Annotated in this window: 16 protein-coding genes; 11 read left to right on the top strand and 5 right to left on the bottom strand. The window is 60.7% G+C overall.

Features of this window, described 5'->3' with window-relative positions:
- Positions 1-32: 32 nt before the first annotated feature.
- The 7 genes from potE (at position 33) to ACA054_RS19590 (ending at position 8,670) form a co-directional block, all read left to right on the top strand.
- Positions 33-1,442, top strand: coding sequence for a putrescine-ornithine antiporter (potE, locus tag ACA054_RS19560; RefSeq protein ID WP_497685728.1), 1,410 nt, complete (start codon positions 33-35; stop codon positions 1,440-1,442).
- Entirely contained in the window at positions 1,439-3,724 is a 2,286-nt protein-coding gene (locus ACA054_RS19565) for an Orn/Lys/Arg family decarboxylase (RefSeq protein WP_497685729.1), read from the top strand. Before potE ends, ACA054_RS19565 begins: the two co-directional genes overlap by 4 nt.
- A 178-nt stretch (positions 3,725-3,902) precedes the next feature.
- On the top strand, positions 3,903-4,304 hold the full coding sequence (locus ACA054_RS19570; protein ID WP_497685730.1) for a hypothetical protein: 402 nt from the start codon (positions 3,903-3,905) through the stop codon (positions 4,302-4,304).
- A gap of 221 nt (positions 4,305-4,525) precedes the next feature.
- The gene (locus ACA054_RS19575) at positions 4,526-4,804 is read left to right on the top strand and encodes a DUF3303 domain-containing protein (protein WP_497685731.1); all 279 of its coding nucleotides are present in this window, start codon (positions 4,526-4,528) and stop codon (positions 4,802-4,804) included.
- A gap of 184 nt (positions 4,805-4,988) precedes the next feature.
- A complete protein-coding gene (locus ACA054_RS19580) occupies positions 4,989-6,602 on the top strand; it encodes an arylsulfatase (protein ID WP_497685732.1) in 1,614 nt (537 codons plus the stop codon).
- A 77-nt stretch (positions 6,603-6,679) separates the two neighbouring features.
- Positions 6,680-7,948, top strand: a complete 1,269-nt coding sequence (locus tag ACA054_RS19585) for an OmpP1/FadL family transporter (RefSeq protein WP_497685733.1) — start codon at positions 6,680-6,682, stop codon at positions 7,946-7,948.
- 47 nt (positions 7,949-7,995) lie between these two features.
- Positions 7,996-8,670, top strand: coding sequence for a DUF3313 domain-containing protein (locus tag ACA054_RS19590; RefSeq protein WP_497685734.1), 675 nt, complete (start codon positions 7,996-7,998; stop codon positions 8,668-8,670).
- 118 nt (positions 8,671-8,788) lie between these two features.
- On the opposite strand, the gene ligD is transcribed toward ACA054_RS19590, so the two are convergent.
- The gene (ligD, locus tag ACA054_RS19595; RefSeq protein WP_497685735.1) at positions 8,789-11,401 is read right to left on the bottom strand and encodes a DNA ligase D; all 2,613 of its coding nucleotides are present in this window, start codon (positions 11,399-11,401) and stop codon (positions 8,789-8,791) included.
- Positions 11,402-11,585: 184 nt separating this feature from the next.
- Here ligD and ACA054_RS19600 point away from each other — a divergent pair, with 184 nt between their 5' ends.
- Complete coding sequence (locus ACA054_RS19600) at positions 11,586-12,029, top strand: cupin domain-containing protein (RefSeq protein WP_497685736.1); 444 nt, start codon at positions 11,586-11,588, stop codon at positions 12,027-12,029.
- A gap of 118 nt (positions 12,030-12,147) precedes the next feature.
- Here the strand turns inward: ACA054_RS19600 and ACA054_RS19605 are convergent, their stop codons facing one another.
- On the bottom strand, positions 12,148-12,909 hold the full coding sequence (locus tag ACA054_RS19605; protein WP_497685737.1) for a DUF533 domain-containing protein: 762 nt from the start codon (positions 12,907-12,909) through the stop codon (positions 12,148-12,150).
- Between the two features lie 248 nt (positions 12,910-13,157).
- Between ACA054_RS19605 and pcsA the strand changes: the two genes are divergently transcribed.
- Both pcsA and ACA054_RS19615 read left to right on the top strand, forming a co-directional pair.
- On the top strand, positions 13,158-13,880 hold the full coding sequence (gene pcsA / locus ACA054_RS19610; protein ID WP_497639340.1) for a phosphatidylcholine synthase: 723 nt from the start codon (positions 13,158-13,160) through the stop codon (positions 13,878-13,880).
- 4 nt (positions 13,881-13,884) lie between these two features.
- Positions 13,885-14,271, top strand: coding sequence for a DUF488 domain-containing protein (locus ACA054_RS19615; protein ID WP_497685738.1), 387 nt, complete (start codon positions 13,885-13,887; stop codon positions 14,269-14,271).
- Between the two features lie 481 nt (positions 14,272-14,752).
- Here the strand turns inward: ACA054_RS19615 and ACA054_RS19620 are convergent, their stop codons facing one another.
- On the bottom strand, positions 14,753-15,778 hold the full coding sequence (locus ACA054_RS19620; RefSeq protein WP_497685739.1) for an IS110 family RNA-guided transposase: 1,026 nt from the start codon (positions 15,776-15,778) through the stop codon (positions 14,753-14,755).
- 1,027 nt (positions 15,779-16,805) lie between these two features.
- Between ACA054_RS19620 and ACA054_RS19625 the strand changes: the two genes are divergently transcribed.
- Complete coding sequence (locus tag ACA054_RS19625; RefSeq protein ID WP_497685740.1) at positions 16,806-17,732, top strand: universal stress protein; 927 nt, start codon at positions 16,806-16,808, stop codon at positions 17,730-17,732.
- 119 nt (positions 17,733-17,851) lie between these two features.
- Here ACA054_RS19625 and ACA054_RS19630 read toward each other — a convergent pair whose 3' ends face one another.
- The gene (locus ACA054_RS19630) at positions 17,852-18,664 is read right to left on the bottom strand and encodes a class I SAM-dependent methyltransferase (protein ID WP_497685741.1); all 813 of its coding nucleotides are present in this window, start codon (positions 18,662-18,664) and stop codon (positions 17,852-17,854) included.
- A gap of 39 nt (positions 18,665-18,703) precedes the next feature.
- Positions 18,704-18,973, bottom strand: coding sequence for a DUF4242 domain-containing protein (locus ACA054_RS19635; RefSeq protein ID WP_008063076.1), 270 nt, complete (start codon positions 18,971-18,973; stop codon positions 18,704-18,706).
- Between the last annotated feature and the right edge of the window lie 88 nt (positions 18,974-19,061).

A 19,061-nucleotide genomic window follows, 5' to 3' on the forward strand; every position in this document is an offset into this window, starting at 1 on the left:
AAGCTCTCTCCGCCAACTTATGAGGCAACGGAATGTCAGTCGCAAAGAAAATGACTGTGGGGCAACTGACGATGTTGACCGCGGTCAACATGTTGGGCTCAGGCATTGTGCTACTACCGTCGAAACTAGCGGAAGTTGGGGCAATTTCGATTCTTTCCTGGCTGATCACAGCCACCGGTTCACTGGCATTGGCCTATGCCTTTGCGCGATGCGGGATGCTCAGCCGAAAGACCGGCGGCATGGGGGGATACGCGGAGTACACCTTCGGCAAGGCCGGTAACTACATCACCAACTACACCTATGGCCTCTCATTGCTGATTGCCAACGTGGCGATCAGCATTACCGCGGTCGGCTATATCCAGGAGCTGTTCCACATTCAACTGGACTCACTGCAAGTGGGCCTGGCGACCATCGCGCTCTTGTGGATCACCACGTTCGCCAACTTTGGCGGTGCGCGGATTACCGGCCGGATTGGTGCAATCACCGTATGGGGCGTGATTGCGCCTGTGGTGCTGGTGTCCACCATTGGCTGGTTCTGGTTCGACAGCAGCGTGTATGCCGCCGGCTGGAACCCGCACAACATGGGCTGGTTCGACGCCGCGGGTGCCTCGGTGGCGATCACCTTGTGGGCCTTCCTCGGCCTGGAATCGGCGTGCGCCAACACCGATGCAGTGGAAAACCCCGAAAAGAACGTACCGATTGCGGTACTCGGCGGCACCCTTGGCGCGGCGGTGATCTACATCGTTTCCACCAACGTCATCGCCGGCATCGTCGACAACCCGGAACTGGCCGCCTCTACCGCACCGTTCGGTCTGGTCTTCGCCAAGATGTTCACTCCGCTGGTTGGCGACATTGTGATGGCCGCGATGGTGATGGCCTGCATCGGCTCGCTGCTGGGTTGGCAGTTCACCATCGCCCAGGTCTACAAAAGCTCGGCGGACACCGGTTACTTCCTGTCGATCTTCGCCAAGTCCAACAAGGCCGGAACGCCGATTGTCGGCATGCTGGTGCTGCTGGCCGCGCAGACGGCGCTGGGTTTCCTCACCATCAGCCCGGACCTCAGCAAGCAGTTCGACACCCTGGTCAACCTCGCGGTGGTCACCAACCTGGTGCCGTACATCCTCTCCATGGCCGCGTTGATGACCATGCAGAAGGTGTCCAACGTACCGGCCGGCAAGGCGCTGGCCACCAACATCATTGCCTGGGTGGCGGCAGCCTACAGCTACCTGGCGCTCTACAGTTCCGGCGAGCAGGCGCTGATGCTCGGCGGCGTGGCAACCATCTTCGGCTACACGCTGTTCGGCTTCGTCAACAACCGCCTGATTCGCCTCGAAGCGCTCAACAACAGCGTGCCGACACAGACCGTCAGCGCGCAGCACCTCACTGGCCAACCGGTGCCGGTGAACAGCCTGAATAAAGCCACTCTGGAGGTTAACGCATGACGGACTATAAACATTCACTCGGGATGCTCGCACTACTGGTCAGCAGCCCGGCGGACAAGCGCACGGTGTTTGGCCGCGCCCTGGAACAGTTGGTCAGCGATGTAGAGGGACGTGGCGTCAGCGTACTGGCCTCGGAAAGCCTCAGCGATGCCGCGTCGATCCTGCGTTCGGACCCGGCCGTTCAATGCGTGTTGATCAGCTGGGAAATGGACACCAGCGAAGGTCACGAAGACTGCATCAAGTTGCTGGTGAAGCTGCGCGAACGCAACACGCGAGTGCCGGTGTTCCTGATCAGCGACCGGACCACCGCGTCGAGCATTCCGTTGCTGGTCATGCAGCACGCCGACGACTTCATCTGGCTTCCGGAGGACACCAGCCGCTTCCTCAGCGGACGTATCCTGGCGGCCATCGAACGCTATCGTCAGGCCGCCCTGCCGCCGATGTTCGGGGCGCTGGTGAAGTTCGCCAGGTCCTATGAGTATTCCTGGCACACCCCCGGTCACGCCGGTGGCACGGCGTTTCTCAAAAGCACGGCGGGCCGGGCGTTCTACGAGTTTTTCGGGGAAAACCTGCTGCGCTCCGACCTGTCGATCTCGGTCGGTGAACTGGGCTCGCTGCTCGATCACAGTGGCCCCATTGGCCAGGGCGAGCGCTACGCTGCCAAGGTGTTCGGCGCCCATCGCACGTATTACGTGACCAACGGTTCGTCGATGTCCAACCGCGTGATCCTCATGGCCAGCGTGACGCGCAACCAGATCGCCTTGTGCGACCGCAATTGCCACAAGTCCGCCGAGCACGCGATGACCCTGTCGGGGGCACTTCCGACCTACCTGGTGCCGACGCGCAACCGCTACGGCATCATCGGCCCGATCCTGCCGCAAACCCTGAGCGCCGAAGGTGTGAAAGCGGCCATCGCCAACAACCCGCTGGTCAAGGACGGCATCGACCGGACGCCGGTCCACGCGATCATTACCAACTCCACCTACGACGGCCTGACCTACAACGTCACCCGTGTCGAAGAACTGCTGGGCCAGAGTGTCGACCGCCTGCATTTCGACGAAGCCTGGTATGGTTATGCGCGCTTCAACCCGCTGTACCGCGACCGCCACGCCATGCACGGCAGCCCGGACGATCACGATGATTCGAAGCCGACCGTATTCGCCACCCAGTCGACCCACAAGTTGCTGGCGGCCCTGTCCCAGGCCTCGATGATTCACGTGCGCAACGGCCGTAACCCGATCGAACACGGACGCTTCAACGAGTCGTACATGATGCACGCCTCGACCTCGCCCAACTACGCGATCATGGCCTCCTGCGACGTCAGCTCGGCGATGATGGAAGCGCCCAGCGGGCAGATCCTCACCAGCGAATCCATCGAGGAAGCCGTGGCCTTCCGCCAGGTCATCTCGCGCATGCACAACGAGATGCTGAGCAAAAACGACTGGTTCTTCACCTGCTGGCAGCCGCCGACCGTGCAAGTGGGCAATGCCACAGTGCCGTTCCACGAAGTCGATCCGCTGCTGCTGAAAACCGAGCCCAATTGCTGGGTCCTCCACCCCAACGAGGTGTGGCACGGCTTTGGCGACATCGAGGAAGGCTACTGCATGCTGGACCCGATCAAGGTCTCGGTGCTCAGCCCCGGCATGGGTGACGACGGTAACCTGCTCGCCTCGGGCATCCCGGCCTGTGTGCTGACGGCGTACCTCGGACGCCAAGGCATCGTCGTCGAGAAAACCACCGACTTCACTATCCTGTTCCTGTTCTCCATCGGCATCACCAAGGGCAAATGGGGCACGCTGGTCAACGCGCTGCTGGACTTCAAGCGCGACTATGACGACAACGTCGAACTGGAGTTGTGCCTGCCCGACCTGCTGGCCGGTAACCAGTCACGTTACGCCGGCATGGGCCTGAAAGACCTGGCTGACGAAATCTTCGCCGCCATGAAGCAACACAAGACCACCTCGGCCATGGCCCAGGCGTTCGGCACGCTGCCGCAAGCCGTCTTCAGCCCGGTGGAGGCCTACGAGAAACTGGTGCGCAACGACATCGAACTGGTCACCCTCGAACAAGCCGCCGGGCGCATTGCCGCCACCGGCATCGTGCCGTATCCGCCGGGCATTCCCTTGCTGATGCCGGGTGAGAACGCCGGGGCTGCCGACGGTCCGCTGCTGGCCTATCTCAAGGCGCTGGAAGCCTTCGACAGGTCCTTCCCGGGTTTCACCCATGACACCCACGGGATCGAAGCCGAGGCCGGGGTTTATCGGATGCTGGTATTGAAGTAACAGGTCTACCCCCCCCCTGTAGGAGCGAGCCTGCTCGCGAAAAACGTCCAGACAACGCGGGCATCCAGACAGCCCGCGTCATCGTTGACGTCCATCGCGAGCAGGCTCGCTCCCACAGGGATCAATCACCTTCAATCCTCTGGGCAAATTCGATCACAGCGCTCTATGATTGAACCCCATGACCACCTCCGCTCCGATCCGCCAACCCTGCCCGCCCGGCGCCTGCGACTGCGGGCGTGATCCGCTGCTGGAAACCCCGGGTGCGGACGTGCGCATCCTGTTCCTGACCCGCGCGGAAGAAAAACGCCTGGTCGAACGCCTGGAAAACCTGCAAAGCCTCCAGGACCTCGAGCACCTGCAACGGCGGATGTTCGAGCAGTTGGGCATTCGCGTGGACATCGCCCCCGGTTTCAATGAAGTGCGGACCATGCGCGGTATCGGTATTCACATCGGCGAACTGCCAGGACTGTGCCGCAAGACCCGGGCAGCGATCCCGGCGGCGATTCGGCGGGCCATGGAAAAGCGTCCGCAAATCGCCTTTGAACTGCTCAACGCCAACGACCTGTTGCGCGACGCCTGATCAACCCCATCGCTGTATCACCGCTGAGACAGGCGCCTGCCCCCCCTGTAAAAGAGGATCGGCGGTCGTACGTGAACTGCGCGGCGCTGCTATGCCTTCTGCAGGGAGCAATCGTTTCAGGCCAGACAGGATGACGCTGGCAAGGCAAACGTGACCGTGGTCCCGGCGCCAACCCGGTGCGCGAAGACAGACAGGTGCCAATCCCTGGAAGGAGGTGGCAGATGTTATTCATCGTCAGCTGGAAAATCAGTTCGGCCAATCGCAACAGTGCGATCGAACGCTTTCTCAAGACCGGTGGCGCGCCACCGGAAGGCGTCAAGATGCTCGGCCGCTGGCACGCCGTCGGTGGCGCGGCCGGTTTTGGCGTGGCCGAGGCTAACGATCCGGTATCAATTCAGAAGTGGGTACTGCAATGGAGCGACCTGATGACCATGGAGGTACAGGTGGCACTGACTGACGAACAGGTGGCGCCACTACTGGCAGCCGCTACCGGCAAGTAAGGCGACGACGTAGGGGGCCGACTCCTTTATCCGGAGGCGACCCCCGTGTAAACGACCTGAAACACCGATTACCAATAACTGGAAATTTCGCCATTCGAACCTACGCTGTTCGCGGGGGTTAGCAAATTCAATGGCGCTCGGGGGTTCGTCTCAGGGTACTAACGCAAGTACGCAGGAGTTCGACATGAACCGAACAACGCTGACTTCAATGTTCGCCGTCCCCATACTGATGTCCGCAATCTTGCTCCCCGGCATGACCCATGCCGCCGACAAGGCCCCCAACATCGTGGTGATCATGGGCGACGATATTGGCTGGTCCAATATCGGTGTCTACAACCAGGGCATGATGGCCGGCAGAACCCCCAACCTTGATCAACTTGCCGCTGAAGGCATGCGCTTTACCGACTACTACGCCGAGGCCAGCTGTACCGCAGGGCGCGCCAATTTCATTACCGGTGAATTGCCGATCCGCACCGGTATGACGACCGTGGGCCAGGCCGGTTCTCCCGTCGGTATTCCCGCCGAAGCCGTGACCATCGCCACCGCCCTCAAGGCCATGGGTTATTCCACCGGCCAGTTCGGCAAGAATCACTTGGGCGACTTGAATGAATTCCTCCCCACCGTTCACGGCTTCGACGAATTCTTCGGCTACCTCTACCACCTCGACGCCATGGAAGACCCGGCGCACCCCAACTATCCGCAGGAGCTGCTGGCCACCGTTGGCCCGCGCAACATGGTTCACAGCTGGGCCACCGCAACGGACGATACAACCGTCATGCCGCGCTGGGGCAAGGTCGGCAAACAGAAAATCGAAGACGCCGGCACGCTCTATCCGGAACGGATGAAAACCGTCGACGACGAGATTCGCGACAAGGCTTTCAGTTTTATCGACAAGGCCAAACAGGACAACAAACCCTTTTTCGTCTGGCTCAACCCGACCCGCATGCACATCGTCACGCACCTGTCCGACAAGTACCAGGCCATGCGCAACGCGCAAAACGGCTGGTCGGAACAGGAAGCCGGCATGGCGCAACTCGACGATATCGTCGGTGACGTCATGGCCAAGCTGAAAAAAGACGGCATGGACGGCAACACCATCGTCATTTTCACCACGGACAACGGTGCGGAAAACTTCACCTGGCCGGATGGCGGCACGACCCCGTTTGCCATGGGCAAGGGCACCGTCATGGAAGGCGGGTTCCGGGTTCCGGCAATCATTCGCTGGCCAGGCAAGGTGCCGGCCAACCAGATTGCCAACGGCATCATGTCCGGCATGGACTGGTTCCCGACCCTGGTCGCGGCGGCAGGCAATCCGAACATCACGGCAGAATTGCTCAAGGGCAAACAACTGGGTGATACCACGTACAAGGTGCACCTCGACGGCTATGACCAGACACCGATGATCACCGGCAAAGGTCCGTCCAACCGCCATGAGATTTTCTACTTTGGTGAGAGTGCACTCGGCGCGGTGCGCATTGATGACTACAAGTACCGTTTCATAGATCAACCGGGTGGCTGGATGGGGGCCAAAGTGGCAGTCGATGTACCGATCCTGACCAACCTTCGCCTTGATCCGTTCGAACGCATGGGCTGGCCGGAAAATCAGTCGGCTCAAGGTTCGCAGCAGTACTTTGACTGGTTCAAGTACCAATTCTGGCGATTCGTGTTCGTGCAACAACAGGTAGCTAAACTGGCTGAAACCGCGATTGAGTTCCCGCCGATGCAAAAAGGCGCGAGCTTCAACCTGGATTCGGTCAAAGCCAAGATCGCTGCGGCCCGGGCGGAGATGGCCAAGTAAGCAGTCGAGTACTCGGGTGGCCAACACTGGCCACCCGCGTCCGTGACGGACGTTTATTGACGCAGTAGGGAATTCAAATGCAGATAAAAATTTCCGCCCTGCCCGCCTTCACCCTGCTTGCGCTGTGCTGCCAGCAAGCCCAGGCCGGCGGCATCATGCTCTATGAAATCGGCACCGATAACGCCGGCCTCGCCAACGCCGGTGCCGCCGCCCGGGCCCAGGGCCCTTCCACCATCGCCAGCAACCCTGCGGGCATGAGCTATCTGCCGGGCACGCAAATCACCGGTGGCGTGCAGGTGCTCTACGGCAATCTCGAGTTCAATCGCGACGACGACACCAATGTCCCGGGCAGTGGCAGCGGCAACGCCCTCGATCCGATTCCCGGCGGCAGTTTCTTCATCACCCATGAGCTGGACGACCACTGGAGCATTGGCTTCGGCCAGTACGCCGACTTTGGCCTCGCGGTCAATTACGACAACGATTGGTCTGGACGCTACTTCTCACAGAACGCCAGCCTCGGCGGTTTGTCATTCGTGCCGAGTGTGGCGTACCGCTTCAACGAGCAGTGGTCCGTGGGGGTCGGCGTCAAAGCCATGTACGGCGTGCTGCAAGCCCAGACCGCCATCGACCGCGAGCCCTTCGGCTTCACCGAGCGCGGCGATGGGCAATTCAAGTACAAGGACGAGGATTGGGGTTTTGGCGCGAACGTCGGGGTGATCTATGCCCCTCAGGCCGGTACACGCATTGGCCTGACCTACACCAGCAAGGTCGATCTGGATTTCGAAGACGGGCTGGATATCAAGGGCAACGGTCCGGCACTGGACCGGTTGAATGGCCTGAACACGCAGCTCGACATGACGGTGCCGCAGACCGTGACCCTGAGCCTGTTCCAGCAGCTCGACCAGCAATGGGCCTTGCTGGCCTCGGTCAACTGGCAGGACTGGTCAGAGTTCGGCGAGGTCGGGGTGCAGGTCGACACCACGGCGATCGATGCTCGATCGACCACCATTGACGCCAACTACAAAGACACCTGGCAACTGGCGCTCGGCGCGCAATATCAGGCTACCGCGCAATTACTGTGGAACGTCGGAGTGGCTTACGACAGCAGTCCCGTCTCAGACAGCGACCGCACCCTGACCGTGCCGATGGCCGAATCCTGGCGCATTGCGACAGGAGCCACCTATGCTGTGAACAAGGACACCGATATCAACGTCAGTTGGGCCATGGTGTGGCTTGGCGATATGCCGGTGGACCAGACCAAATCCACGACAGGCAATCGAACTTCCGGTCAGTTCGACAATGCCTGGATTCAAGCCGTGACCGGAAACATGACCTGGCGTTTTTGATTGTCTGCCAACGAAAAAACGACTTTACCCAAGGAGCACACAGCACTATGAACCTGACCCGAAAATTGCTCGTCGGCACTGCCCTGGCCGGGCTTCTGCTTGGCGGTTGTACGTCGAAAGTCACCGAGAAGGAGCAGTACTCAGGCTACCTTTCCAACTACAACAACCTGCAGCAAGTCGAAACGCCCAGCGGTGGCACAGCGATGCGTTGGGTGAGCCCGTCGTGGAACGCGGATGCCTATGACACGGTCGCGTTCAACCGGCTGGAAATGTATCCGGCGCCCAAGCCCAATGAACGGGTCAACCAGCAGACCCTCATGGACATTCAGAACTACATGAGCAGCAAGGCCAAAGCCACGCTGGGCCAGAAATACCGGGTAGTGTCCAGTCCGAATGCAGCGCCGGCCGGTTCGAAAGTCCTGGTCATGCGTGCCGCCATCACGGGCGTCAGCGCCTCCAATGAAGGCATGAAATGGTATGAAGTAGTGCCCATCGCTGCCGTCGTCGGGGCGACCCAGGCCGCCACCGGGCACAGGGATCAGGACACCGAACTGTTTATCGAAGCCGAGTTCATTGACGCGAAGAGCAACCAGACCGTGGCCAAGGTCGTGCGCAAGGTGTTCGGCACGCAGCTTTCCAACGAAAGCCAGAAAATCACCGCGCAGGACTTCAAGGCGGCGATCGATAAACTGGGCAGTGATTTCCAGGCGTTCCTCAAATAACACGATGGTTTGTGTGATTCTTTTGTAGGAGCCAGGCTTGCCGGCGAAGAACGATTACGCGGTGCAACAGGCACACCGCGGCGTCTGGTTCGCCGGCAAGCCTGGCTCCTACAGGGCGTCAAGCCTTTTTCATCCCCACCCGCCGTCGCATCTCGGCAGTAATCGTCTGCCGGGTTTTCTTCATGTCCGCCCAAGGTCCGTCGCCCACTTCGGCCAGGCGTTCGTGGACATTGTGAATGTCCCACTGGTTGCCGCCCTTGAGCTCGGCAATCTCTTCACGGTAGATCGGCACCGACACCGGCAACCCTTCGCGCGTGCGCACGGCATAGGCGCAGATGGTGGTCGCACCCAAGCCATTGCGCAGGTAATCGATGAAGATCCGCCCCACCCGGTTCTTCGGCCCCGACACCGCGGAAAAACGCTCAGGCAGCATCTTGGCCATGTGGCTGACAATGGCGTGGCTGAAGTCCTTGACCTCATCCCAGCCGAGCTTGCGGGTTAGCGGCACCACCAGGTGAATACCCTTGCCGCCGCTGGTCTTGAGGAATGTCTTGAGTCCCAGTTCATCGAGCACCGACAGGATTAGTTGGGTGGCCTCGACCATGCGTTTCCACGGCAGCGCCGGGTCCGGGTCGAGGTCGAGGATGAAGCGGTCGGGTTTGTCGAGGTTGTCCGAGGTGGCGTTCCAGGTGTGTAGTTCGACGGTGCTCATCTGCACCGCGCCGATCAGGGCCTCGGCGTTGTTGATGACCATCATCGGCTGGCCAGTGAGTTTCTGGTCAAGGGTGGTGATGCCGGGGATCGCCAGGCGCTCGGCGTTTTTCTGGAAAAACAGTTCGCCGGCGATGCCATCCGGCGCACGTACCAGCGCCACTGGGCGGTCCTTGAGCTGCGGCAAAATCCACTCGGCGACGCTGGCGTAGTACTGCGCCAGTTGCACCTTGGTCGCGCCGCTGCTGGCGTCGATGACCCGGTCCGGATGAGTGATGCGTACCTTGCCCTGGTCCAGGCCGATCTGAGATGGCGCAGTTTCGGCTTTGTTCTTCGCGGCGGAAGGTTTGGCGGCGGCGGTTTTTTTCGCGGGGGCAGTTTTCACGGCAGTCGGACGCTCCTCGGTAATGTCTTTGGCGGGTTTGTCGTCACGCAGGCCATGGAACACCGCATGGCGCACCGAACCGTCCTTGGTCATTTCGGCAAAGGCCACTTCCGCCAGCAGGCTGGGTTTGAGCCAATGCACAGCCTTGAACTCGGCACCGCCGGGCGGGTTGACCACCGCGGGTCTCTTCGTCTGCAAGGGTTTGAGTTGTTGATGAATGCTGTTGAGGGTCGCTTCGGTAAACCCGGTGCCGACCTTGCCCGCGTAGCGCAATTGACCGCTGTCGCGGTCATGCAGCCCCAGGAGCAACGCACCAAAGGCACTGCGCGAGCCTTTGGGGTCGGTGAAGCCGACGATGACGAATTCCTGTCGATGCTTACACTTGAGTTTGACCCAATCGCCGCTACGTCGGGATACATAGGGCGACCCCAGGCGTTTACCGATCAGGCCTTCCATTTGCATTTGGCAAGCGCTGTTGAGCAAGGCTTCCGGGTCTTCGCCAAAGGCGTCGGAGAAGCGCAGCAGCGGGTCTTTGCTGGTTTTGAGCACGGTCGATAGCGCAGCCCTGCGTTCCTCGACGGGCACCTCGCGCAGGTCCACGCCATTGAGATAGGGCAAATCAAACAGGTAGTAGAGAATGTTGCCGCTGCGGCCGGCTTCGAAGGCGTTTTGCAGCGCTTGGAAGTCCGGCACGCCCTGCTCGTCGGCCACCACCATTTCGCCGTCGAGCCAGGCGGATTCCAGGCCCAGGCCGGCCAGCGCCTTGGCCTGGCCGGGTAATTTGTGGGTCCAGTCGTGACCGTTGCGGGTGAAGAGTTTGACCTCGTCGTGGTCGATGCGCGCCATGATCCGGTAGCCATCGAACTTGACCTCATAGCTCCACTCTCCGCCCGGGGCTTTTTCCACCAGCGTCGCCAGTTCCGGTTTGATCTGGTCCGGCAGTTTGGCTTTGTGCGCGCCGGTGAGTGGCGTGGACTTTTCTTTGCGCATTTCTTTGCGCGGCTCTTTACGAGTTGGGGCCGCCGGCTGCTGGATGGCCTTGGGTTTGGCCGTCTTGGGTGCTTTGGCTACGATGGTCCGTTCGCTGAGGACGCTGTCGGGCTCGGCGACAACCACGTCGTAATCACTTTCCGGCCGGGCGGCGCCGTCCTGATGCTTGATCAGAAACCACTGCTCCTGCTTGCCCGGCATGTGCGTGCGCACCAGGTTCCACAGGCCGCCGAGCTTCTCTCCCTGCAGTTCGAACTTGAGCCGGCCCTTGGCGTAGGCCTTGGCCGGATCGTCCTGGGGAATCCACACGCCACGGTCCCAGACGATGACGTCGCCCGCACCGTAGTGGCCTTCGGGGATGCTGCCTTCAAAGGTGGCGTAATCCAGCGGATGGTCTTCGACATGCACTGCCAGGCGCTTGACCTTGGGATCCAGCGACGGCCCCTTGGGCACCGCCCAGCTCTTGAGCGCACCATCGAGTTCCAGACGGAAGTCGTAATGCAGGCGCGAGGCATCGTGTTTCTGGATGCAGAACTGCAAGGCATGAGTCTTGGCGTTTTTTCTGCCCGTAGGCTTGACGGCGACCGGTTCCGACGTCGCCGAAAAGTCGCGCATGCGGTTGTAGTCATCGAGGTTCTTGTTCATGGCTCACCCGCGGGTCGCTGCAGGGCGCTGAATCAGCACTTCCCTCTCACAGCAGAGCGAATCCGCGCGAGAAAAATTCCATCGCCGTCGAAATTGCCCGGACAGACGGCCCCGTGCCACGGCTGTCGGCAAGCGTTCAAGAGCATACAATCGGCGGGTGCTGCCTCATCTGCGGAGAGCAATCATGCGCACGGTTCACGTCCTCCAGGCCCCTCCGGCATCGGTCAATGTCGTCGGCGAAACGATCACTGTCCTAGCCGGCGGCGATCTGAGCAAACCCTTTGAAATGCATATCCAGGAAGGCGTGCAAGGCGGCGGCCCGCCCCCGCACTTTCACCCTTGGGACGAAGCGTTCTACGTGGTGGATGGCCAGGTCGAAGTGACCGTCGAAGGCACATCCACCACCGTCTCGGCCGGGGGCTATGTGCATATTCCTGCCGGGTCGATCCATGCCTACAAGAACGTCAGTCCCACCGCAAAGATGATCGGCGTGGTCTCCGATCCGCGTGGCGGGCAGTTTTTTACGGCGATGGACCAGTTCAAGGTACCCGAGGATCTGCCGCGGATATTCGAGGTGGCCAAGCGCTTTGGCGTGACGTTCCTGGTGCCCGAACCACAGACTTCCTGATAGTCCCCGACCCCTGTAGGAGCTGCCGCAGGCTGCGATCTTTTGATCTCGATCTTCTCGGGCCCCATGAAAATCAAGATCAAAAGATCGCAGCCTTCGGCAGCTCCTACAGGGGCCGTCAAGCTTTGCCGTGGGCCTGCTGTTCCAGATGCACCTGCAAATCCGGCTCGATGCTCAGCGCCGCCGCCAGTTCATCCAGATAACTGCGCTCGGCATCCTGTTGATCGTCCACCAGCATCACGCTGGCCAGGTACATCTCGGCGGCCATGCCGGAGTCGGTTGCCGACTGTGCCACCTCGGCAGGGTCAAGCGGTTTAGCGACTTCCTCATCAAGCCACTGCTGCAACTGCGGATCATCGGTGTGCCGGGCGATTTCGGCATTGATCATCTGCTTCTCAGTGTCGTCGAACCGGCCATCGGCCTTGGCCGCCGCTATCAATGCACGCAGGATCGCATGGCTGTGTTCCTCGACTTCGGGTCCCGCCAACATGTCCACCGTACGCATTGCCTGTTGCGGCGCCTGTTGTTGCTGCGCGGCCTGGCTGCGTTGCCAGGCCTGATAGGCCTGGAATGCCATCATCCCCAGCGAAGCCAGCGCTGCATAATTGGTACCACCCCTGGAACGCGATTGCGCTGCACCGCCCATCGGCGAACCCCCGCCCAGTAAGCCACCGAGCAAGCCGCCCAGGCCGCCCATACCGCCCATACCGCCCATGCTACCCGCGCCGGCATTGCTGGCGCCGCCACCGCCCAACAGGCCGCCGAGCAGTCCGCCCAGGTCACCCAGGCCACCTTGAGCCGACGCCCCCCCGCCGCCCCTTTGCGCCATCGAGCCCTGGCCGGCCCGCAGTAATTGTTCGAGCAGATCGCTGGTGTTCATGACGACGTCCTCATCGATGGGAGTTATCCAGTCAGACAACGATAGTCCTCGCGCGTAAATGTGCTACCACCGTCTGGCTGACACACCGCGGATTTATCCGGGGCATTTTTTATGGCGCAGCTAAGATTCATAGGGGGTGAACCTTATTCCCGGATACCCGGTCGATACCTGCATCCCCACCCCGGTTTGCCGCCGCCCGCTAGATGAGGGCGTTGACTGGCTTGCTTCACTTTCTGGAGAACGCCCCCGTGATATCGACCCTACACATCGCCAGGCTCAAAGCATGGGGTGCCCATGGATTTACCGCCACCGGCGTGGTCACTGCCTTCCTCGCGACCCTCGCCCTGCTCGATAACCAGCCGACCAGTTGCCTGCTGTGGCTGGGTGTGGCCCTGATCGTCGATGGACTGGACGGCGCGCTGGCGCGCAAGGTCAATGTGCAGTCAGTGTTGCCAAGCTTCGACGGTTCGATTCTTGACCTGGTGATCGACTACCTGACCTATGTGTTCATCCCGGCACTGTTCATCTATCGCTACATCCCGTTGCCGGACTACACGCTGTTGCTGACCGTGTCACTGATCCTGGTGTCGTCGCTGTTCTGCTTCTGCAACGTCAACATGAAAAGCAAGGATAACTATTTCCAGGGCTTCCCCGCCGCGTGGAACGTGGTTGCCCTGTGCCTGTACATCATCGCGCCGTCACCCTGGATCACCTTCCTGACCGTGATCGGCCTGGCGCTGTTGACCCTCACCCGCATGAAATTCCTGCATCCGTTCCGCGTGCGCCGCTTCATGCCGATCAACATCGCCGTGACGGCAATCTGGCTGCTGTGCAGCCTGTCGCTGGTGATCAACCACCCCGTGATCAATCCCATGGTCATGGGGCTTTGGTTGCTGATGTCGGCGTACTTCCTGGGAATCTGCTTCTGGCGTACGGCGCTTGAGTGGTTCGACGAATCGCGGCTCAAATGACGCCATGCCTATCCATATCGTGCGGCTCGGCTCCCCGCGAAAACCCGACGAAGGCCTGCGCCTGGGCACTGTGCGCCGGCCACCCCGTGGCGTACCGAAGGCCGAGTTTGCCAGCCGGGATTTCTACGACGTGTGGCAGCCACTGCTGTCGCCCAGCCCGGAGCTGGTACACCAGGCCCAGGCCGCTGAAGACGACAAGGCCTGGAATGCGTTCAGCCGCAAGTTCAAGGCCGAAATGAACCACCCTGCCCCCAGTCAGTTGCTCGATCTGCTGGCGGCCCTTTCGCATCACACCTCTCTGGCCGTGGGGTGTTATTGCGAGGAGGAAGCGCATTGTCATCGGTCGGTGCTGCGCGAGTTGCTTGAGACACGGGGGGCGGAGGTTGTCTAGGTATCTCGCCTGCCACTCTCGCGGGATGTACCCGATCTACTACTGTAGGGAGCTGGCTTGTCGGGTCGCCGCATCGCAGCGATGGCGGCCTTATAGCCGACCAGTTGCTCGCGGATGTACTCGATCTACTGTGGGAGCGAGCTTGCTCGCGATGGCGGCCTGACAGCCGACCATTTTTTTCAGGTGTACATATCCATTGCTGCGGTAACGGCCACTTAGGGTTTCGCTCTTACATCTATGGTTACCCCCTTTTCTGCAATACTGTTTTTGATGCGTGTTTGGCTTGCTTTCATCTATTCGGCGTCTGAGTGGGGGTGTCGCCCCGCGCCTCGATGAGAATCGATGCCCAACGATCCTTATTAGCGAGACGGCCTTTCAGCCGTGTAAGAGCCCAGGGTTGTCGTCAGGCCGGTTGGCCGTTCACGTCATCAGTTATCCAGCATCGCAAAACCAGGTGGGTGGTGCTCGGGTGACAGCAGGGTCAGGCGTTCATCGCGCTTGGCCCTGCATCGAATTCAGTACGGTGTGCCGCAATCGCCCAGGCGATCCTCGCCAGCTTGTTGGCCAGCGCGCAAACCACGTGGTTGGAATGATGGCGGGCCAGTAGCTGCCGGACCCAGTCCGCCAGCCAGCCTTTCTGGTGGTCCAGATGCATCAGGTACACCCGGGCGCACTGGACCAGCAAGCGTCGCTGGTTGCGATCTCCGCGCTTGCTGATGCCCAACAACACGCTCTTGCCACCCGTGGAATGCTGCTTGGGCACCAGGCCGATTGAGGCCGAGTAGCCTCGGCCGCATTTGAACTGTTTGCCATCGCCCAACTCGGCGGCCAGGACGGTGGAGGTGATCGGGCCGACGCACGGCATGGTCATCAAGCGAGATGCCAGATCATCTTCAGCGGCCTGGCATTGCAACTCCTTGTCCAGCGACTTGATCTCCTCTTCCAGATTCTTGAAATGTCGATACAGCCTCGTCAGATTTTTTTTGAAGGGCTCAGACATTGAACTCGCCTCAAGCAGCGCCGGCAGAGTGTTGATCGATTTGAAGCCGGGGGCCAGGCTGACGCCAACCTCCAGAAGGGCTGCATGAATCCGATTGGCGGTTGCGGTGCGATCCTTGATGAACGCATCGCGTATCGAGTTGGACATGGCCAGCACCTGCTGGGTCTGGGTTTTGGGCGGCACAAAGCGCATCGTCGGGCGAGTCGCTGCCTCGCAGATCGCTTCGGCATCGGCGAAGTCGTTTTTGTTGCTTTTCACGTAGGGACGTACAAGATGAGGGGCAATGAGCTTGGGTAAATGTCCAAGCTTTGCGACCTCCTGTGCCATGAAATGGGCTCCGCCACAGGCTTCCATCACCACGGTGCAAGGCTCGACATTTGCCAGATGCTGGATGAGCGCGGTACGCGTAAATTTTTTGCGGTAGAGCTCATGCCCGCGATCATCTTGAGCATGCAAATGAAAGGTGTGTTTTCCCAGGTCGATGGCGGCAATAGCTACTTTGTTCATGGCAATGGTCTCCGGTGAGCCCCCGGTGAAAGCTTAGTGGGCGATCACCGGGGGCGGCGGGGGTAGCCATTTCATTAGCGAGTCACTTGGAAGAGCCCCAAGTAACCAAGGGCTCTTGCCCCTGGCGTTCGGTGCCTCGCTAATGCTCGGCATGCCCTCGCTCCGGTCCTGCTCCGTGGGCCCGCCGCCATCGGCCATTCATGGCCGGGGGCGGCTAACCCGGCATCCATGCCGGGTTGCCCACTGCGCAGAACCTCCACTCGGCCTCTCGATGTGGCAAGAAAATCAAAAGCCAAAGCAGAGCGAGGCGGCCTTAAAGCCGACCTGATTGCAGGTCTGTCCGCGATCCAATTGTGGGAGCGAGCCTGCTCGCGAAAAACGTCCGGACAACGCGATCATCCAGACAGGGCGCGTAATCGTTGACGTCCATCGCGAGCAGGCTCGCTCCCACAGGGGATTGGGGGTATCCGTAAAAGTCAGGTCGGCTGTCAGGCCGCCTCGCTTTGGCTTTAGATTTGGGCGCCCCGTTAAACCACGATGGCCGAACGCAGGCATTGCGCAGTGGGTAAACCGGCAGGACGCCGGTTTAGCCGCGCTGGGCCAGGGACGGCCCATCGCGGCGACCCACGGAGCAATGCCGGAGTGAGGGCATGCCGAGCCTAGGCGAGGCACCGAGTGGTGGGGCAAAGCCTTTTGCTTACTTTTCGCTGGGCCGGCATTCCGGCGTTTGGAAAAGTGAGTCGCCGTAAGGGCGAAACCATTAGTGGCCGTTACCGCAGCAATGGATATGTACTCAGACAACAATCCCCACAGGCTTTGACGCGGCATGGATCAACGTTGGTAGAGGCGCCAATGGAGGTAGTCACAGATTGACGGCGTGAGGAGGCAAGAAGATCAATAGCCATAGCGACGCAGCCTTCCGGCCGGCCTGATCGCTTGATTCGCTACATCCCCCCCAGCATGGTCAATACTCAAAGATTGAAGCCAAACCAAGCAACCGCCGTCTCTACCCCACGGGAGGTTTGTCATGTCTGGTCAATCTCGCTTCATGCTGGTGACTTCGCCGTTGATGGAACACAGCCCCGCCTTCGACCGGGCGGCCGCGCTGGCCAAGGCGGAGGGCGCGGCGCTGCATATCGTGGCCTTCGACTATCTGGAAGGCCTGGCCACGGCTGGCATGGTCAATGAAAAGGCGCTGGAACAGATGCGCCTGGGTTACGTCGATCGCCACCGTCTGTGGCTGGAGGACCAGGCCCGGCCCCTGCGCAAAATCGGCGTAACCGTCACAACGGAAGTGGCGTGGGTGGAAAACCCGCTGGAGGAAATCCTGATTCACCTCAAGGAACAGCCGATGGACGTGCTGATCAAGGCGCTGGAACACCAGTCGTTGCTGTCGCGGCTGATCTTCACCCCGCTGGACGTGCATCTGCTGCGTGAGTGTCCGGTGCCGTTACACTTCGTCAGCCACGCGGTCAACGCGCTGCCACGCAAAGTCGTCGCCGCCGTCGACCCCTTCCATCGTGATGATCACTACAAGAGTTTCAACGACCGCATCCTGCATGAGGCCACGAAGCTGGCGACTGCCTGCAATGCCGAACTCGATGTGGTCTACGCCTATGACCTTTCGTCCATCAGTTCGGACGAATTCGGCTTTGACAACGGCTCGGCGTTTTTTTCCTCGACCCGCAACAAGACGCTGTATGACGCACAGCTGGAAGCGTTCAACGAACTGGCCCAACGCAATGGCATCGCAGAACCGCAACGACACATGATCATGGGCAACCCGGCCAAGGTCCTGACCCGCTACGCCGATGCCTTCGACGTCGATGTGATCGTCATGGGCCGTCTCGGCCATCGCGGCATGGGGCGCTTGATCGGTAGCACGGTGGAGCACCTGCTGTACAAAATGCCCTGCAGTGTGTGGGTGGTGTACACCGAGCGGCTGGATGAATGACCGCCCGACGTAGGAGCCAGGCTTGCCGGCGAAGGCGTCCGAAAGCCAACGCAATGCTCAAAGACGCCTTCGCCGGCAAGTCGGATCGCCGCACCGCTGGCTCCTACAGGGTCGGCGCCTCAACGCCTTGTGATCACCACCTCCAGGTATTCACTGGGCACCACCATCGACTTGTCGCCCGCCCGGTTCAGGCGGTTGAGCAGTTCGGTCAGGTCGTCTTCCAGGGCCTTGGCGCCATCGGGGGGCAGCGCCGCGAAGGCCTTGTGGATCGGACCGTACCAGCTGCGGAAGGTGTCGATGAAATGCTCGGCCGAGCGATAGCGGAAGTTGAAGGTCCGGCGAGTCACCTGCACCACGAAGTCGCGCTCGTCGAAGTGCTTGTGCAGCCAGGCTTCAGTGCCCCACTGCGACGGCGGTTGCGCGCCCAGCGGTGGCGGCATGTGCCGGCCCAGGGTCTTGAATATCTGGCCGACGAAACCTTCCGGCGTCCAGTTGGCCAGGCCGATCCGGCCACCCGGGCGACACACTCGCGCCAGCTCCGAGGCGGCCTTGGCCTGGTCGGGTGCAAACATCACACCGAAGGTTGAAAGCACGGCGTCGAAACTGGCATCGGCGAAAGGCAGCGCTTCGGCGTCAGCCAACTGAAAGGTCACGTTCAGGCGTTCCGCACGGGCGCGGTCTTCGCCGCGTTCGAGCAGTGCGGCCACGTAGTCGGTGGACATCACCTTGCAACCGCGACGCGCCGCGGCCAAGGTCGCATTACCGTTGCCGGCGGCAACGTCCAGCACCTGCTCATCGCACAACAGGTCGCAGGCCTCGGCCAGTTGCTCACCGACGATCTGCAAGGTGGTGCCGATCACGGCGTAGTCGCCACTGGCCCAAGCGGCCATTTGACGGGTTTTCAGGGCAGTAAGATCAATGGGTGTACTCATGGAGACGATCTCTGGGTTGGAACAGGATCGGGCGCACGCTTACTCAGCCGTGGTGGGATCGATGATGTTCATGACCTGGGAAATGCGATTGGCCGGGAAACCGCCCTGCCTGGCATGCTCCCTGATGAGCTCCTCGTTAGGCGCGATGTACACGCAGTACAATTTGTCGCCTGTGACATAACTCTGCAGCCATTGCACCTCTGGCAACTCGCGCAACACCCTGCAGGACTTTTGCGAGACGGCTTTCAAATCCCTTTCTGACAGTGCTCCGGCGCCTGGAATCTCGCGTTCAATGACGAACTTGGGCATGGCAACCTCACTTTTTTGTTATTGATGACAGGACCGGCAGTGACCCTGTGTGCGAACTATCGCTCTGACGCCCTTCGGCGTCCTGTCC

The organism is Pseudomonas sp. LBUM1653 (assembly GCF_059716115.1).

Excerpts from the sequence above, each read along its gene's own strand:
- potE (WP_497685728.1), top strand. The coding sequence starts at position 33 with ATGTCAGTCGCAAAGAAAATGACTGTGGGGCAACTGACGATGTTGACC.
- ACA054_RS19565 (WP_497685729.1), top strand. The coding sequence starts at position 1,439 with ATGACGGACTATAAACATTCACTCGGGATGCTCGCACTACTGGTCAGC.
- ACA054_RS19570 (WP_497685730.1), top strand. The coding sequence starts at position 3,903 with ATGACCACCTCCGCTCCGATCCGCCAACCCTGCCCGCCCGGCGCCTGC.
- ACA054_RS19575 (WP_497685731.1), top strand. The coding sequence starts at position 4,526 with ATGTTATTCATCGTCAGCTGGAAAATCAGTTCGGCCAATCGCAACAGT.
- ACA054_RS19580 (WP_497685732.1), top strand. The coding sequence starts at position 4,989 with ATGAACCGAACAACGCTGACTTCAATGTTCGCCGTCCCCATACTGATG.
- ACA054_RS19585 (WP_497685733.1), top strand. The coding sequence starts at position 6,680 with ATGCAGATAAAAATTTCCGCCCTGCCCGCCTTCACCCTGCTTGCGCTG.
- ACA054_RS19590 (WP_497685734.1), top strand. The coding sequence starts at position 7,996 with ATGAACCTGACCCGAAAATTGCTCGTCGGCACTGCCCTGGCCGGGCTT.
- ligD (WP_497685735.1), bottom strand. The coding sequence starts at position 11,401 with ATGAACAAGAACCTCGATGACTACAACCGCATGCGCGACTTTTCGGCG.
- ACA054_RS19600 (WP_497685736.1), top strand. The coding sequence starts at position 11,586 with ATGCGCACGGTTCACGTCCTCCAGGCCCCTCCGGCATCGGTCAATGTC.
- ACA054_RS19605 (WP_497685737.1), bottom strand. The coding sequence starts at position 12,909 with ATGAACACCAGCGATCTGCTCGAACAATTACTGCGGGCCGGCCAGGGC.
- ACA054_RS19615 (WP_497685738.1), top strand. The coding sequence starts at position 13,885 with ATGCCTATCCATATCGTGCGGCTCGGCTCCCCGCGAAAACCCGACGAA.
- ACA054_RS19620 (WP_497685739.1), bottom strand. The coding sequence starts at position 15,778 with ATGAACAAAGTAGCTATTGCCGCCATCGACCTGGGAAAACACACCTTT.
- ACA054_RS19625 (WP_497685740.1), top strand. The coding sequence starts at position 16,806 with ATGTCTGGTCAATCTCGCTTCATGCTGGTGACTTCGCCGTTGATGGAA.
- ACA054_RS19630 (WP_497685741.1), bottom strand. The coding sequence starts at position 18,664 with ATGAGTACACCCATTGATCTTACTGCCCTGAAAACCCGTCAAATGGCC.
- ACA054_RS19635 (WP_008063076.1), bottom strand. The coding sequence starts at position 18,973 with ATGCCCAAGTTCGTCATTGAACGCGAGATTCCAGGCGCCGGAGCACTG.